This window comes from Asanoa sp. NPDC049475 (assembly GCF_040676915.1).
GTDB lineage: Bacteria > Actinomycetota > Actinomycetes > Mycobacteriales > Micromonosporaceae > Asanoa.
Genome location: NZ_JBFAPY010000001.1, coordinates 900,075 through 915,376 on the forward strand (window position 1 = coordinate 900,075; position 15,302 = coordinate 915,376).

The following is a 15,302-nucleotide window of genomic DNA, read 5'->3' on the forward strand; positions in this document are numbered from 1 at the left end:
CCCTCGGACGGGTGAGCACTGACGGCGCCGTGACGCTGGCCGGACTTCCCGCCAGCGTGTTGTTGCCCGGGCACGACGTGCCGTTGGGGCGTTACACGACCGTGCGGCGGCTGTTGCCGCAACGACCGCGCCGGATGATCGGCGCGTGGTGCTTCGTCGACCAGTTCGGCCCCGACGACGTGGTCGGCCGTCCCGGCATGCAGGTGCCGCCGCACCCGCACACCGGTCTGCAGACCGTCACCTGGCTGGTGGCCGGCGAGGTGCTGCACCGCGACAGCCTGGGCAGCCTCCAGACGATCCGGCCCGGTCAGCTCAACCTGATGACCTCCGGCCACGGCATCTCGCACTCCGAGGAGTCGCCGGCCCCGCACCCGCCGGTGATGCACGGCCTGCAGCTCTGGGTCGCGCTCCCGGACGACGCGCGGCACCAGCCGGCCCGGTTCGAGCACCACGCGGACCTGCCCTCGGAGAGCACGGCCGGGGTGACCACCACGGTCGTCGTCGGTGAGCTGGCCGCCCTGCGCTCGCCGGCCCGCGTGCACACCCCGCTGCTCGGCGCCGAGCTCCTGTTCGACGCGGGCGCGAGCCTGGAGCTGGCGTTGCGCCGCGACTTCGAGTACGGGCTGCTCGCGCTCGACGGCGCGGCCGAGGTCGACGGTGCCGAGCTCACCCCCGGGGGGCTGCTCTACCTCGGCGAGGAGCGCACCACCACCAACATCCGCAGCACCGACGGGGCGCGGCTGTTCCTGCTGGGCGGCGAGCCGTTCGTGGAGCCGCTGGTGATGTGGTGGAACTTCGTCGCCCGCACCGACGCCGAGATCCGTCAGGCCCGCGAGGAGTGGGCGAGCGGAGACCGGTTCGGCGTGGTCCGTGGCTATGCCGGCGAGGCGCTTCCCGCGCCCGCGTTGCCGACGACGAAGCTGAAGGTCCGGGACCGCGCCGGCAATACCCTCAGCGGAGAATGATCCCTCGGACGTAGGCGGCCTGGCCGACGTGTTGCAGGTCGTCGTTGAGCACGCTGACCAGCCGCACCCCCATCGTCACCGGCGGGTTCCAGGACCGGTCGACGATCCGGTCGAGGTCCTCCGGCGAGACTGCGCGGATCATCGCCATCGTGCGGTCGTGGACCGCTGTGTAGTAGTCGACCAGGACCTTGCCGCTGGCCGGGCGGACGCCGAGGACCTCGTCGGGGCCGTGCGCGTACCCCGTGTCGCCGGGGTCGGGGGTCAGCTCGAACCGTGGCGCCCACGGCCCGGTCTCCCAGATCTGGTCGTCGCCGATCAGGTCGGCGACATGGTCGTCCTGGATCCGGGTGAGGTGCCAGACCAGCCAACCGACCGTGTTGGCACCCGGGGCGGGCGGCCGGCGCAGCTGCTCGGCGTCGAGCCCGGCGACCGCGCCGCGGACCAGGCCGGGCAACCGGCCGAAGGCGTCGGCCAACAGCTCGTTGATGTCCACCCGCACCATCATGCCCGCGTTGGCTAGCGTCGGCCCGTGAAAGACGAAGGCACGGTCGAGCTCGCCGTCACCGGACACACCGCCACGATCACCATCGGCAACCCCCGCCGCCGCAACGCGTTGACCCCCGCCATGTGGCGCCGCCTCCCGGACCTGCTGGACGAGGCCGCCGCCGACCCCGGGGTGCGTGCCCTGGTGCTCACCGGAGTCGGCGACACGTTCAGCGCGGGCGCGGACCTCACGGGTGTCGGCGACCTGGTCGGCGCGGACAGCCCGCCGACCCGGGCGGAGGAGCGGCTCGCGGCGTTCCCGATGCCGACCATCGCCCGGGTACGGGGCCACTGCGTCGGCGGCGGCTGCCAACTCGCGGTCGCCTGCGACCTGCGGATCGCGGCGGAGGACGCGCGGTTCGCGGTGCCGCCGGCCCGGCTCGGCATCGTCTATCCCGGGCCGACCACGCGCCGGCTGCTCGGCCTCGTCGGCCCGGCGCGCGCGAAATGGCTGCTGTTCACCGCTGATCAGATCGACGCCTTCCGTGCCGCCGCGATCGGTCTCGTCGACGAGGTGGTGCCGGCCGACGAGTTGGACGCACATGTCTCCCGGTTGGTCGACACGATCGCCGAGCGGTCCCGGCTGTCGATCGCGGCGGCCAAGGAGACGATCGACCTCGCGGTGGCCGGTCGCCCGTCGGCCCCGCGCGACGCGCACTGGCAGGCCGAGATGCTGCGCGCCGGTGACGTCGCGGAGGGGGCCGCTGCGTTCCTCGAACGCCGCCGGCCCAATTTCTCCTGGCACCCGTGACGCTGAGTGCATTCATTTTCGCCAATGGCAAGTTCCATTATCCCGGTGATATGACGTCGACCTAATGGTCAGGAACGGTCGCCCACTGAGCGTTGACGGCCGTCTATTCGACTGGAAATATGTCGACAGATCGATGCCTCCGGATCGGCCGACCGGCCGGTCCACATCCCCCGGGAGGATCAGTGAGTATCACCCGACGCGTCATGCTCTCCGCCACGGCCACGACCCTGGTGGCGGGAGCACTCATCGGTGTGTCCCCGGCTCAAGCGGCGCCCACCCCGCTGGCCATGGACGCCGCCGCCACTCTGGCCGAGTCGCTCGGCTCCGACAGCTCCGCCGGCACCTACGTCGACTCGTCCGGCGCCACCGTCGTCACGGTCACCAACGCCGCGGCCGCGGCGAAGGTCAAGGCCGCCGGCGGCCAGGCCCGCATCGTCAAGCGCAGCGCGGCCGACCTGGCCAGCCTCACCGCCCGCCTGGACAAGGGCGTGGTCGGCACCGCCTGGTCCGTCGACCCGGTCACCAACCAGGTCGTGGTCGAGGTCGACAGCACCGTCACCGGCGCCAAGCTCGCCGCCATCCGCAGCGGGGTGAGCGCCAGCAATGGCGGTGCCCGGATCGAGACCATGCCCGGCAAGCTGAGCCTGAACATCTCCGGCGGCGACGCCATCTACACCAGCGGCTCCCGCTGCTCGCTCGGCTTCAACGTGCGGTCCGGCTCGACCAACTACTTCCTGACCGCGGGCCACTGCACCAACGCCGGCTCGACGTGGACCAACGGCAGCCAGACCCTCGGCACCCGCGCGGGCACCAGCTTCCCGGGCAACGACTACGGCATCGTCCGCTACACCACCACGTCGGTCACGATCTCCGGCACGGTCGGCGGCCAGGACATCACCAGCGCCCGCAACCCCAGCGTGGGTGAGACGGTCAACCGCCGTGGCAGCACCACCGGCACCCGCAGTGGCCAGGTGCTCGGCCTCAACTCGACCGTCCGCTACCCGCAGGGCACGGTCACCGGCATGATCCGCACCAGCGTCTGCGCCGAGCCGGGCGACAGCGGCGGCCCGCTCTACCGTGGCACCTCCGCCCTGGGCCTGACCTCCGGCGGCAGCGGCAACTGCTCCACCGGCGGCACGACCTACTTCCAGCCGGTCGTCGAGGCCCTGAACGCCTACGGCGTCTCGGTCTGGTAGTCGCCTAACCCTCCCCCTGAGTCCGCACCTCTCGCGGACCCCGACGGCCCCCGGACCCCGAGCCGGGGGCCGTCGCGCGACCATGTACGGGTGCGCATCGAGGTGAACGGCCGTCCGGCGGCCGCCGCGGAGTTGGCCACCACCTACGGCCACTTCACCGCGATGCAGGTACGCGGGGTCGGTGTGCAGGGCCTGGCCAACCATCTCGAGCGCCTCGACGCCGCCAACCAGGAGCTGTTCGGCGAGCCGCTCGACCCGGATCGCGTCCGTGACCTGCTGCGGCACGCGCTGGCCGGCGACGCGGACGCCGCCGTCCGGGTCGTCGTGCGCGAGCCCGGCAAGGTGGCGGTGTCGGTCGCGCCGCCCACTGCGCCGATGGCCGGCCCGCTGCGCCTGCGGTCCGTGCCGTACCTGCGCCCGTTCGCCCACCTCAAGCACCTCGGCGGGTTCGCCCAAGCGGAGTGGGCGCGCCGGGTCCGTGTCGACGGCTACGACGACGCGCTGCTCACGGCCGGCGACGGGGAGATCTCCGAGACGTCGGTGGCCAACATCGGCTTCTTCACCGCCGACGGAGCCGTGGTCTGGCCGACGCCGCCGTGGCTGCACGGCACCGCGATGCGGCTGATCGAGCAGCACCGCCCGACCACCCGGCAGCGGATCACCCTGGCCGACGTCGAGGGGTTCCGTGGCGCCTTCGTGGCCAACTCGATCGGCCACGCCGCGGTCGGGTCCATCGACGAAACCCCCTGCCTGCCGGACCCGGCCCTGCTGGCCGGCCTCGACGCGCTGTTCGCCTCCGTACCGTGGGAGCGGATCTGAAACGGGGTTGCCGGCGCCTGGCATCATTGACACATGCGCGTAGGTGTGCGGCGAGCTAGCCGCGTCGAGCCGATCGTCGAGGGCTTCGTCCTCGCCTGATCCTCGGCGCCGGCTCGACGTGTCCGCTCGACCGACCCACGCGTTCGCGACGTTTCGCGGTGAGGAGCCCATGCCTGGGCTCGTGAGCGCGCCGGCCTGTCACCGAAACGGCGAATCCCATGCGATCCGAGCAGATCCGTTCCAGGTTCCTCGACTATTTCCGCGGCCTCGACCATCTCGAGCTGCCGCCCGGTCCGCTCGTGCCCGAAGAGCACGACCTGCTGTTCACCAACGCGGGCATGGTCCAGTTCAAGCCCTTCTTCCTCGGCGCGCGCCGGCCACCGCACCCGCGGATCACCACCGCGCAGCCGTGCGTGCGGACCGTCGACATCGAGAAGATCGGCGTGACCGACCGGCACGCGACCACCTTCGAGATGCTCGGCAACTTCGCGTTCGCCGACTATTTCAAGCGAGAGGCGATGGCGTACGCGCTGGAGCTGCTCACGTCCGGCTACGGCCTGGAGCGGGAGCGCCTCTGGTGCACCGTGCTGCGCGGCGACGAGGAGAGCGTCGACCTCTGGCGCGGCCTCGGCGTGCCCGCGGAGCGCATCCAGCGGCTCGGACCCGACGACAACTTCTGGAGCATGGGCGTGCCCGGGCCGAGCGGTCCGACGTCGGAGATCTTCTACGACCGGGGACCGTCGGTCGGTCGGGATGGCGGGCCGGCGGTCGACAGCGAGCGCTTCGTCGAGCTGTGGAACCTGGTGTTCATGCAGTACCAGCGCGGCGAGTCGGACGAGGAGATCCTCGGCGACCTGCCCGGCCGGCACATCGACACCGGGTTGGGCCGCGACCGGCTGGCGATGGTCCTGTCGGGCGTCGACAACCTCCAGGAGATCGACGTGGTGCGGCCGACGCTGCTCGCGGTGCGCGAGGCGACCGGCCGCGACGACGAGCCGGGTGCGCACCGGCTGGTCACCGACCACGTGCGCACGGCGGTGCGGCTGATCACGACCGGTGTGCGGCCCGGCAACGAGAGTCGGGGCTACGTCGTGCGACGGCTGTTGCGCCGCGCGGTGCGCCGGCTCGTGCTGCTCGGCGTCGACGAGCCGGTGCTCGGTCCGGTCGCGGACAGCGTGACGGAGGTGCCGGGCGGCGTGGCGCGTGAGGTGGTCGAGCGCGAGGAGCGGTCGTTCCGGCGCACGCTGCGGGCGGGCAACCGGCTGCTCGAAACGGAGCTCGCGCGGGGACCTCTGCGCGGGGAGACGGTGTTCAAGCTGCACGACACGTACGGCTTCCCGGTCGATCTCACCGTTGAGATCGCGCGGGAGTCCGGTGTGTCCGTAGACGTCGACGGGTTCGAGCGGCTGATGCGGTCGCACCGCGAGCGCAGCCGCGCGCATCCGCCTCGCTAGTAGATGTTCTTCGCGTAGTCCGGGCCGTAGTGCCGGTCGAGCTCCGCCAGGGTCTCGGCCGGCCGCTCGACTTCTTTGATCAGGACGGCGCGGCGGGGGAGCACGTCGGGCTGCCAGGTCTCCGGCTTCCACAGCTCGGAGCGCAGGAACGCCTTCGCGCAGTGGTAGAAGATCTGTTCGATCTCGACCCGCACGGCGAACGCCGGCCGGTGTCCCTTGACGATCATCTCGTCGAACCAGGGCGCGTCGGACACGATGGTCGCCCGCCCGTTGATCCGCAGCGTGTCGTCACGGCCGGGGATCATGAAGATCAGCCCGACGTGCGGGTTGTCGATGATGTTGTGGAACCCGTCGGCGCGCTTGTTGCCGGGCCGTTCCGGTATCGCGATGGTCGTGTCGTCGAGCACCAGCGCGAAGCCGGCCGGGTCGCCCTTCGGCGAGACGTCGCAGGTGCCGTCGGCACCGGACGTGGCCACCAGCACGAACGGCGAGGCGGCGAGCCAGTCGCGGTCGCGCTGGTGCAGTTCCTTGCGGTCCTTCTCGAGCACGCGCTTGCCCGGCTGGCCGAGCAGCGCCCGCAGCTCTTCGTGAGACGTCACCGTGGTCATTCGCCCTCCCCATGGGTCGAGTCCGCCGCTGACACTATGCGATTGCGGCAAAGACCCTCGCGACCGGTTTCTGAGCGGTTTCATATGAGAGGAGGTTTTCAGCCGATTTGGGGGCACTGGTGCAAGACGCGGCATACATCCTGATCACGATCGCGCTGTTCGTCGCGCTGGCGATCATCGTGCGCCAGGTCGAACGCCTATGAACGCGATCAACCTGGCGGGGTTGGTCATCGGCTTCCTGGTGATCGTCTTCCTGGTGCTGGCGCTGATCTTCCCGGAGCGCTTCTGATGTCGACGACCATCGCCGGCGTCTTCTTCGTGCTGTCGCTGGTGCTGTTCGTCGCGCTCGCGTACCGCTACTTCGGCGACTACCTCTACCGGGTGGTCAGCGGCACCCGGCACTCCGCCGTCGAGCGGCTGGTCTACCGGCTCGTGGGGGTCAACCCGGCGGGCGAGCAGAGCTGGCCGGTCTACGCCCGCAGCGTGTTCGCCTTCTCCCTGTTGTCCCTGTTGTTCCTCTACGGCTTCACCCGGCTCCAGAGCAAGCTGCCGCTCTCGCTCGGCCTCCCCGGGATGTCACCGCACCAGGGCTGGAACACCGCCGCGAGCTTCGTGACCAACACCAACTGGCAGTCGTACGCGGGTGAGTCGACGCTCGGCCATCTCGTGCAGATGTCCGGGCTCGCGGTGCAGAACTTCGTCTCGGCGGCCGTCGGCATCGCCGTGTCCGTGGCGCTCGTTCGTGGCTTCGCCCGCAGCCGCACCCAGGCGCTCGGCAACTTCTGGGTCGACCTGACCCGGATCACCCTGCGGGTGCTGCTCCCGGTGGCCGTGGTGGGTGCGATCGTGCTGATCGCCGGGGGTGTGGTCCAGAACCTGTCCGGGGGCACGGATGTCAGCACAGTGGCCGGCGGGACCCAGCACATCCCTGGCGGGCCGGTGGCCAGCCAAGAGGTGATCAAGGAGCTCGGCACCAACGGCGGAGGCTTCTACAACGCGAACAGCGCGCACCCGTTCGAGAACCCGACGCCGTGGACCAACTGGATCGAGATCTTCCTGATCCTGCTGATCCCGTTCTCGATGCCCCGGGTGTTCGGCCGGATGGTCGGCGACAGGCGGCAGGGCCACGCGATCCTCGCGGTCATGGCCGTGCTCGCGGTGGCCAGCGTGATCCTGGTCAACACGTTCGAGCTCCTGCACAACGGCACGGTGCCGCACGCGGTCGATGCGGCGTTCGAGGGCAAGGAGGTGCGCTTCGGGATCTCCGACTCGGCCACGTTCGTCGCGGCGACGACGCTCACCTCTGCGGGGGCGGTCAACTCGTTCCCGGACTCGTACACGGCCCTGGGCGGGATGGTCCCAATGGTCAACATGATGCTGGGCGAGGTGGCGCCGGGTGGGGTCGGATCGGGCCTCTACGGGATCCTGATGCTGGCGGTCATCACGGTGTTCGTGGCGGGGTTGATGGTCGGCCGCACCCCGGAGTACCTGGGCAAGAAGATCTCCGCCCGCGAGATCAAGTTCGCGTCGCTCTACTTCCTGATCACGCCGGCGGTGGTGCTGATCGGCATGGCCGTCGCGATGGCCACCAAGAACCGGGAAACCATGCTCAACGTCGGTCCGCACGGTTTCTCCGAGGTGCTATACGCCTTCACCTCGGCGGCGAACAACAACGGCTCAGCGTTCGCGGGCATCACGGTCAACGACCAGTGGTGGGACACGGCGACCGGCCTGTGCATGGTCATCGGCCGCTTCCTGCCGATGGTCTTCGTGCTCGCGCTGGCGGGCTCGCTCGCGCGCCAGCGCCCGGTGCCGGCATCGGCCGGCACGCTGCCGACCCACCGTCCGCTGTTCATCGGCCTGGTGGTGGGGGTGGTGGTGGTCCTGATCGCCCTGACCTTCCTGCCGGTCCTCGCCCTCGGCCCGCTGGCCGAAGGCCTGTGAGGCGGCCATGACAGCGGTGGCTCCTTCGGTCGAAGCACCTCGGCAGATCGGTGGTGGGTTGCTCGACCCGCGGCAGCTCTGGAAGTCGTTGCCTGACGCGCTTCGCAAGCTCAACCCCGCGACGCTCTGGCGTAACCCGGTCATGTTCATCGTGGAGCTCGGGGCGCTGTTCACCACCGCACTGTCCATTCAGGACTCGTCGACGTTCGCGTGGCTCATCACCGTTTGGCTCTGGCTCACCGTGATTTTCGCGAACCTGGCCGAGGCCGTGGCCGAGGGGCGGGGCAAGGCGCAGGCCGCGACCCTCAGACGCGCCCGGCAGGAGACCGTCGCCCGGCGGCTGGTCGACTGGGCGCCCGGCCAGAGCGCGCCGCGCGAGGAGACCGTCGACGCCGTGGAGCTTCGGCAGAACGACGTCGTGGTGGTCGAGGCCGGGCAGGTGATTCCCGGCGACGGGGACGTGGTCGAGGGCGTGGCCAGCGTCGACGAGTCAGCGATCACCGGTGAGTCGGCGCCGGTCATCCGCGAGTCCGGTGGCGACCGCAGTGCCGTCACCGGTGGCACCCGGGTGCTCTCCGACCGGATCGTCGTCAAGATCACGCAGAAGCCCGGCGAGAGCTTCATCGACCGCATGATCGGGCTCGTCGAGGGCGCGTCGCGGCAGAAGACGCCCAACGAGATCGCGCTCAACATCCTGCTGGCCGCGCTCAGCATCATCTTCCTGCTCGCGGTGATCACGCTTCAGCCCGTGGCGATCTTCTCTAAGGCGTTCCAGGGTGCCGCGCCCAACACGTTGACCATCAACGAGCACGGGGTCACCGGGATCGTGCTGGTCTCGTTGCTGGTCGCGCTGATCCCGACCACGATCGGGGCGCTGCTGTCCGCGATCGGCATCGCCGGCATGGACCGGCTGGTGCAGCGCAACGTGCTCGCCACCTCCGGGCGCGCGGTCGAGGCCGCCGGCGACGTCAACACGTTGCTGCTCGACAAGACCGGCACGATCACCCTCGGGAACCGGCAGGCGACCGAGTTCCTTCCGGTCGGCGGCGTCGAGGCCTCCGAACTGGCCGACGCGGCACAGCTGTCCAGCCTGGCCGACCAGACCCCCGAGGGGCGGTCGATCGTGGTGCTGGCGAAGAACCGGCACGGGCTGCGCGAGCGCGACGAGGGCGTCGTACCCTCCGCCGAGTTCGTGCCCTTCACCGCCGAGACCCGGATGTCCGGCGTGGACCTGCCGGGCGACGGCGCCACCCCGGACCGGCGGATCCGCAAGGGAGCGGCCGCGGCGGTGATGCGCTGGGTGCGGGAGAACGGCGGTCACCCGACCGAGGAGGTCGGTGGCGTGGTCGACGGCATCTCGGCCACCGGCGGCACGCCGCTGGTCGTCGCGGAGCACGTCGCGGGGCAGCCGGCCCGGGCGCTCGGCGTCGTGCACCTCAAGGACGTGGTCAAGGCCGGCATGCGCCAGCGGTTCGACGCGATGCGGCGGATGGGCATTCGCACGATCATGATCACGGGCGACAACCCGCTGACCGCGCGGGCGATCGCCGAGGAGGCGGGGGTCGACGACTTCCTCGCCGAGGCCAAGCCCGAGGACAAGCTGGCGCTGATCCGTCGCGAGCAGGAAGGTGGCCGGCTGGTCGCGATGACCGGCGACGGCACCAACGACGCTCCAGCCCTGGCGCAGGCCGACGTCGGCGTCTCGATGAACACGGGCACGTCGGCGGCCAAGGAAGCCGGCAACATGGTGGATCTCGACTCGGACCCCACGAAGCTGATCGAGATCGTCGAGATCGGCAAGCAGCTCCTGATCACCCGGGGCGCGCTGACCACGTTCTCGATCGCCAACGACATCGCCAAGTACTTCGCGATCATCCCGGCCATGTTCGCGGTGGTCTACCCGACCCTCGACGGCCTCAACATCATGCGGCTGAGCTCACCGGAGTCGGCGATCACCTCGGCGATCATCTTCAACGCGCTGGTCATCGTCGCGCTGATCCCGCTCGCCCTTCGCGGGGTGCGCTACCGCCCGAGCAGCGCGTCGTCGTTACTGGGCCGGAACCTGCTGATCTACGGCCTGGGCGGAATCGCCGCACCGTTCGCCGGCATCAAGGTCCTCGACATCGCGATCGTGCAGTTCATCCCGGGGATCTCCTGATGCGCCTACCCAACTGGCTCGGCCAGCACATCGCGGCGTTCCGGGCTGTGCTGGTCTTCACGGTCGTGCTCGGCATCGCGTACCCCCTGCTGCTCGTCGGGATCGGGCTCATCCCGGGTCTGCACCATCGGGCCACGGGCTCGCTGGTCGACTCGGGTGGGCGCGACGTCGGCAGCAGCCTGATCGGGCAGAGCTTCGTGGACGCGGACGGCAACGGGATACCTCGGTACTTCCAGAGTCGCCCGTCGGCGGCCGGCGACGGCTACGACCCGACCGCGAGCGGCGCGAGCAACCTCGGCCCGGAGAGCATCGAGGATGCCCCCGACAAGCCGTCGCTGCTCACCCAGGTCTGCACCCGCAGCCTGTCGGTCGGTGCGCTCAACGGCGTCTCGGGCGCGCGACCGTTCTGCACTCCCGACGGGGTGGGCGCGGTGCTGCGGGTGTTCCGGCGCGACGGGCTGACCGGCCCGGCGACCCGGGTGGTCAGCGTCAACGAGACGCGACCGGCACAGCCGTTCATCGCGACCTTCGAGGGCGTGCCGGTGGAGACCGCGGTGCCGGGTGAGGACTACAGCGGGGGAGTGCTGACGCCCGTACGCGGCTCCGCGCCCCGAGACCCGGCGGTGCCCTCGGACGCGGTGACGGCCAGCGGGTCGGGGCTGGACCCACACATCACGCCGGCGTACGCCCAACTGCAGCTGCCCCGGGTCGCACGGGAGCGGGGTGCCACCGAGGCGGCCATCCAGCGCCTGGTCGACGACAACACCGCCGGGCGCTCGCTGGGCTTCATGGGCGCGAAGCGGGTCAACGTGGTGCGGCTCAACCTCGCCCTCGACGAGGAGTTCCCGGTGCGATGAGGCGTTCAGGGCGTGAGCAGCAGTTCCAGCGTGTGCTGGAGGTGGGCGGTGACCAGCTTCGCGCAGGTGTCGCCGTCGTGCCCGGCCAGGGCGTCGACCAGGGCGCGGTGTTCCGCGGTGGCCTCGGTGAGCCGCTCGGGGTGGGATTTCATCGACTCGCCGACGTACCGGGCCGTGCTGCCCTGTGCGCTGGTGACCAGGGAGAAGAGGCGCGGTGAGCGGGACGCCCGACCGAGCAGAGCGTGGAACGCCCAGTTCAGCTCCAACCAAGCGGCCGGGTCCGTCTCCCGGGCCATCCGGTCCAGCAGGTCGCCGGCCGCAGCCAGTTCGTCGGCCGTGATGTGCCGGGCCGCGCGCCGGATCGCCAGCGGTTCGAGGGCCGAGCGGATCTCGTAGATCTCGCGCAGGTCGTCATGGTCCAGGTCGTGCACGACGGCGCCGCGGTGCGGGTCGATCCGGATCAGCCCGTCGGCGGCCAGGTCGCGCAGCGCCTCGCGGACCGGGGTGGTGCTGACCGCGAGCTGGGTAGCGATCTCGGCCTGGCCAAGGTGGGTGCCGCCGGTCAGCAGGCCGCTGAAGATCGCGCGGCGTAGGGTGTCGCGGACCAGCTCGTGCGCGGTCCGCCGGTGTGGCGCGGGCGCCAGTCTCCCGAGGTCGAGCCCGTCAAGCACATCGAAGACCCTACAACCTGCACATTGCAGGGTCGATTGTGTACTACCGGAGGGACCTGACGGCCAGCTCCACCGTCGTCAGGGTCTGCTGGAGGTGCTCGAGCACGAGCTTCGCCGCGCGCTCGCCGTCGCCGTCCCGGCACGCTTCGAGCAGCCGCTGGTGGTGCTGGTTGCCGCTGTCGAGATGATCGGCGTCGGTGGCGCGCAGGGCCATGTTGACGTAGACGGCGGCGTTGTCGTCGAGGACGTTGAGAATCTCGGCGAGCCGGTCCAGCCCGGACGTGCTGTTGAGCACGCGGTGGAACTCGCGGTTGAGGGCGACCCAGCGGCCGGGCTCGCGGGTCTCCTCGAGCTCGGCCTGCAGCCGCTCCAGCATGGCGAGCTGGTCAGGAACCATCTCCTGGACGGCCGCCCGGACCGCCTCGGGCTCGAGCAGGCGGCGGATCAGGTAGATCTCGCGTACCTCGTCGAGGCTGGTCTCCCGAACGACGGCGCCGCGGTGTGCGTCGAGCCGGATGAGCCCCTCGGACGCGAGGTCCCGCAGCGCCTCACGGACGGGCGTGGTGCTGACCCGCAACCGGGTGGCGATGTCGGCCTGGACCAGACGGGAGCCCGCGGGAAGGGTGCCGTCGAGGATCGCCCTGCGGAGTGAGTCGCGGACCATCTGGTGAGCGGTGCGCCGTTCACCGGGGATGAGCTGCGCCTCCACGACCTGCTCCTTCGGGGGTGAGGCATCAGGCACAATACATTGTGCAGTATCTGCCGCTGCCGTGCGTTCTCGTCACCCGGGCCCCGCGACGGTGCGGGGCTGTGGTGACCATCGATTTGCCAAGCAGGTTATACCAATAGGCCACTTTCCGTTCGTTGGTGTATGGCTGCGCACAATGTCGGTAACTGGCTTGCGTGGCCCGGGTCCGCTGTGGAGCTTTGCTCTGCACCCATATACGCACCGCCTCGACGTCGAGGCGGTGCGTATATGGGTGCAGAGCAAAGCGCCTGGGCCGGCCCTGGGTCGGGTGTGCGGCGGTCGGGCTCGGCGCCGCCTTCGGCGGATCTTGGCCTGGACGAGCGGGGCGCGGTCGATCGCCGCGGGGTGTCCGACGTTGGGCGGTCGCGATATCTGCCGTCGCCTGCGGCGCCGCCGCGGTGCGGTGACGTCGGTCAGCGGAGGGCGCCGGCGACGCCCGTCGGGAGTTTGGTCAGGAGGTCCCACAGGTCCGGCCGGGTGCTTGCCGCGGCCGCGATCACCGGGTCGGTGACCGCCAGGAGGGCCAGGTGGCGGGCGGCGTGGGCGGCCACCGCATCCGTGTCGACCGACGGTGGCGATGGCGCCAGGGCCGCGTGGCCCGTGACCATGCGGTCGGGTGACAGCGGCACCGTCGCGGACGGCGAAGGGTCGGGCAGGGCCGCGTACGTCAAGACCACCGACTCCGACGCGAAGCGCCAGCTCGTCGAGTGGAGCGTCGCGCCGGGGGTGCACAGGGTCAGGCCCGACAGGTGCAGGGCCAGATCGTCCGGGTGTACGCCGGCCGGCAGCGCATCCGACACCGTGCGGTAGCGCAGCATGCCGGATGACGCCGACAGCACGACCACCTCGACGATCGTCACGTGTTGCATCCTGGCGGTTGTTGCCACATATATGCAACAACGCACCCGATAGGTTTGTCCGCGTGCCGTCCGAAAGTGAGGTCAGCCGCACGGTCGAGGCCGTCTGGCGGATCGAGTCTCCTCGTCTGATCGCCGGGCTTGCCGGGATGATGCGCGATGTCGGCGTGGCCGAGGAGCTTGCCCAGGATGCCCTGGTCGCCGCCCTCGAGCAGTGGCCCGCCGACGGTATCCCGAACAATCCCGGCGCCTGGCTGATGGCCGTGGCCAAGCGGCGCGCGGTCGACCTCGTGCGCCGCAACGAGCGCTACGCCCGCAAGCTCCGGGAGATCGGCCGCGCGCGGGACGAGACCCTGGAGATCGACGTCGACCCCGACCAGATCGAGGACGACCTGCTGCGCCTGGTGTTCGTCTCCTGCCATCCGGTGCTCGCGCCCGAGGCCCGGGTCGCGCTCACCCTGCGGCTGCTCGGCGGGCTGACGACTCCCGAGATCGCGCGGGCCTTCCTCGTCTCCGAGTCGACCGTGGCGCAGCGGATCGTGCGGGCGAAGCGGGCCCTGGCCGACGCCGGCGTGCCGTTCGAGGTGCCCGAGCCGCACGAGCGGCCGGCGCGGCTGGCCTCCGTACTCGAAGTGATCTATCTGATCTTCAACGAGGGCTATGCGGCGACCGCAGGGGACGACTGGGTGCGCCCCGCCCTGTGCGACGACGCCCTTCGGCTCGGGCGGATTCTCGCCGGCCTGATCCCCGGCGAGTCCGAAGTGCACGGGCTCGTAGCGCTCATGGAGATCCAGGCGTCCCGGCTGCGGGCCAGGGTCGGACCAGACGGCGCCGTCGTACGGCTCGAGGACCAGGACCGGGCGCGCTGGGACCAGCTGCTGATCGGGCGCGGGCTCGCCGCACTCCAGCGGGTCGACGACATCGGCGGCCCACCCGGCCCGTACGCGCTGCAAGCCGCGATCGCCGCCTGTCACGCCCGGGCGCGTACCGCACAGGAGACCGACTGGAAGCTGATCGCGGCACTCTACGACGCGCTCGCCCCGCTGGCCCGGTCGGCGGTCGTCGAGCTCAACCGGGCCGTCGCGGTCGGCATGGCCGAGGGACCCGCCGCGGGGCTCGCGCTGGTGGACGCGATCGTCGAGGCCGGCCTGCTGCGGAACTACCACCTGCTGCCGGCGGTACGCGGTGACCTGTTGGCCAGGCTCGGCCGGGACGCCGAGGCCCGGGTGGAGTTCATCCGGGCCGCGGCGCTGACCGACAACGCGCCTGAGCGCGCCCTGCTGGAGGAACGGGCTAGGGGCGGCGCACCCTGAACCGCTCGGCGTGGGCGACCTGCTCCTCGGTAATGGTGGTGAGCTCGGCCGGGTCGGCCACCCGGCGCACCTCGATCACCGCTTCCCAGTCGGCGCCCGGCGGGATCGCGGCGTCGATCGGGCAGCGCCGCGCCCACTCGATCGCCTCCTCCCGCGACTTGACGTCGATCAGGTAGAAGCCGGCGACCAGCTCCTTGGCCTCGGTGAACGGGCCGTCGACGACCGTACGCTCGCCCTTGGCGTAGATCACCCGGGCGCCCTGCGAGCTGTCCCAGAGGCCCTCGGCCGCGAGCAGCACGCCCGCCTTGGCCAGTTCGCTGTCGTAGTCGTGCATCGCCTGCACCAGGTGCGCCGGTGGCATCGCACCGGGCGGCGGGTCACCCTTGAGCAGCAGCATGAAGCGCATCGCATGTCTCCC

The 15,302-nt window shown here is 70.8% G+C and carries 16 protein-coding genes; 10 read left to right on the top strand and 6 right to left on the bottom strand.

Annotated features, from left to right (window positions below; all coding sequences use genetic code 11):
• The first annotated feature begins 11 nt into the window (after positions 1 to 11).
• On the top strand, positions 12 to 965 hold the full coding sequence (locus AB0J88_RS04270; protein WP_364357444.1) for a pirin family protein: 954 nt from the start codon (positions 12 to 14) through the stop codon (positions 963 to 965).
• Here the strand turns inward: AB0J88_RS04270 and AB0J88_RS04275 are convergent.
• Positions 952 to 1,467, bottom strand: coding sequence for a DinB family protein (locus AB0J88_RS04275; RefSeq protein WP_364357897.1), 516 nt, complete (start codon positions 1,465 to 1,467; stop codon positions 952 to 954). The two genes, AB0J88_RS04270 and AB0J88_RS04275, sit on opposite strands and share 14 nt — an antisense overlap.
• 27 nt (positions 1,468 to 1,494) lie before the next feature.
• Here AB0J88_RS04275 and AB0J88_RS04280 point away from each other — a divergent pair, with 27 nt between their 5' ends.
• The 4 genes from AB0J88_RS04280 to AB0J88_RS04295 all read left to right on the top strand — a co-directional run bounded on the left by AB0J88_RS04280 (position 1,495) and on the right by AB0J88_RS04295 (position 5,728).
• Positions 1,495 to 2,259, top strand: coding sequence for an enoyl-CoA hydratase/isomerase family protein (locus AB0J88_RS04280; protein ID WP_364357441.1), 765 nt, complete (start codon positions 1,495 to 1,497; stop codon positions 2,257 to 2,259).
• 203 nt (positions 2,260 to 2,462) lie between these two features.
• The gene (locus AB0J88_RS04285; RefSeq protein WP_364357894.1) at positions 2,463 to 3,455 is read left to right on the top strand and encodes a S1 family peptidase; all 993 of its coding nucleotides are present in this window, start codon (positions 2,463 to 2,465) and stop codon (positions 3,453 to 3,455) included.
• Positions 3,456 to 3,545: 90 nt separating this feature from the next.
• Positions 3,546 to 4,274 carry an aminotransferase class IV gene (locus tag AB0J88_RS04290; RefSeq protein ID WP_364357438.1) on the top strand — a complete coding sequence of 243 codons (729 nt, stop codon included), beginning with the start codon at positions 3,546 to 3,548 and terminating at the stop codon, positions 4,272 to 4,274.
• Between the two features lie 218 nt (positions 4,275 to 4,492).
• Positions 4,493 to 5,728: an alanine--tRNA ligase-related protein gene (locus tag AB0J88_RS04295; protein ID WP_364357435.1), complete on the top strand. Its 1,236-nt coding sequence runs from the start codon at positions 4,493 to 4,495 to the stop codon at positions 5,726 to 5,728.
• On the opposite strand, the gene AB0J88_RS04300 is transcribed toward AB0J88_RS04295, so the two are convergent.
• The gene (locus tag AB0J88_RS04300; RefSeq protein ID WP_364357432.1) at positions 5,725 to 6,336 is read right to left on the bottom strand and encodes a pyridoxamine 5'-phosphate oxidase family protein; all 612 of its coding nucleotides are present in this window, start codon (positions 6,334 to 6,336) and stop codon (positions 5,725 to 5,727) included. The two genes, AB0J88_RS04295 and AB0J88_RS04300, sit on opposite strands and share 4 nt — an antisense overlap.
• Before the next feature lie 199 nt (positions 6,337 to 6,535).
• On the opposite strand from AB0J88_RS04300, the gene AB0J88_RS04305 reads away from it, so the two are divergent.
• Genes AB0J88_RS04305 through AB0J88_RS04320 form a run of 4 tightly spaced genes read left to right on the top strand, consistent with a single transcriptional unit; the run spans position 6,536 to position 11,295 of the window.
• Positions 6,536 to 6,625, top strand: coding sequence for a potassium-transporting ATPase subunit F (locus AB0J88_RS04305; protein ID WP_364357430.1), 90 nt, complete (start codon positions 6,536 to 6,538; stop codon positions 6,623 to 6,625).
• Positions 6,625 to 8,280: a potassium-transporting ATPase subunit KdpA gene (gene kdpA, locus AB0J88_RS04310; protein WP_364357428.1), complete on the top strand. Its 1,656-nt coding sequence runs from the start codon at positions 6,625 to 6,627 to the stop codon at positions 8,278 to 8,280. The genes AB0J88_RS04305 and kdpA overlap by 1 nt, the downstream gene beginning before the upstream one ends.
• Positions 8,281 to 8,287: 7 nt before the next feature.
• Complete coding sequence (gene kdpB / locus AB0J88_RS04315; RefSeq protein WP_364357426.1) at positions 8,288 to 10,438, top strand: potassium-transporting ATPase subunit KdpB; 2,151 nt, start codon at positions 8,288 to 8,290, stop codon at positions 10,436 to 10,438.
• Positions 10,438 to 11,295: a potassium-transporting ATPase subunit C gene (locus AB0J88_RS04320; RefSeq protein ID WP_364357423.1), complete on the top strand. Its 858-nt coding sequence runs from the start codon at positions 10,438 to 10,440 to the stop codon at positions 11,293 to 11,295. The genes kdpB and AB0J88_RS04320 overlap by 1 nt, the downstream gene beginning before the upstream one ends.
• A 5-nt stretch (positions 11,296 to 11,300) precedes the next feature.
• Here AB0J88_RS04320 and AB0J88_RS04325 read toward each other — a convergent pair whose 3' ends face one another.
• The 3 genes from AB0J88_RS04325 to AB0J88_RS04335 all read right to left on the bottom strand — a co-directional run bounded on the left by AB0J88_RS04325 (position 11,301) and on the right by AB0J88_RS04335 (position 13,574).
• Positions 11,301 to 11,966 (bottom strand): GntR family transcriptional regulator, encoded by a 666-nt coding sequence (locus AB0J88_RS04325; protein ID WP_364357420.1) that lies wholly within the window; start codon positions 11,964 to 11,966, stop codon positions 11,301 to 11,303.
• 43 nt (positions 11,967 to 12,009) lie between these two features.
• The gene (locus tag AB0J88_RS04330; protein WP_364357417.1) at positions 12,010 to 12,675 is read right to left on the bottom strand and encodes a GntR family transcriptional regulator; all 666 of its coding nucleotides are present in this window, start codon (positions 12,673 to 12,675) and stop codon (positions 12,010 to 12,012) included.
• 452 nt (positions 12,676 to 13,127) lie between these two features.
• Positions 13,128 to 13,574, bottom strand: coding sequence for a hypothetical protein (locus tag AB0J88_RS04335; RefSeq protein WP_364352111.1), 447 nt, complete (start codon positions 13,572 to 13,574; stop codon positions 13,128 to 13,130).
• Positions 13,575 to 13,636: 62 nt separating this feature from the next.
• Here AB0J88_RS04335 and AB0J88_RS04340 point away from each other — a divergent pair, with 62 nt between their 5' ends.
• Entirely contained in the window at positions 13,637 to 14,884 is a 1,248-nt protein-coding gene (locus tag AB0J88_RS04340; protein WP_364352114.1) for an RNA polymerase sigma factor, read from the top strand.
• On the opposite strand, the gene AB0J88_RS04345 is transcribed toward AB0J88_RS04340, so the two are convergent.
• Positions 14,865 to 15,290 (bottom strand): YciI family protein, encoded by a 426-nt coding sequence (locus AB0J88_RS04345; protein WP_364352117.1) that lies wholly within the window; start codon positions 15,288 to 15,290, stop codon positions 14,865 to 14,867. The genes AB0J88_RS04340 and AB0J88_RS04345 overlap by 20 nt on opposite strands.
• Positions 15,291 to 15,302: the final 12 nt, after the last annotated feature.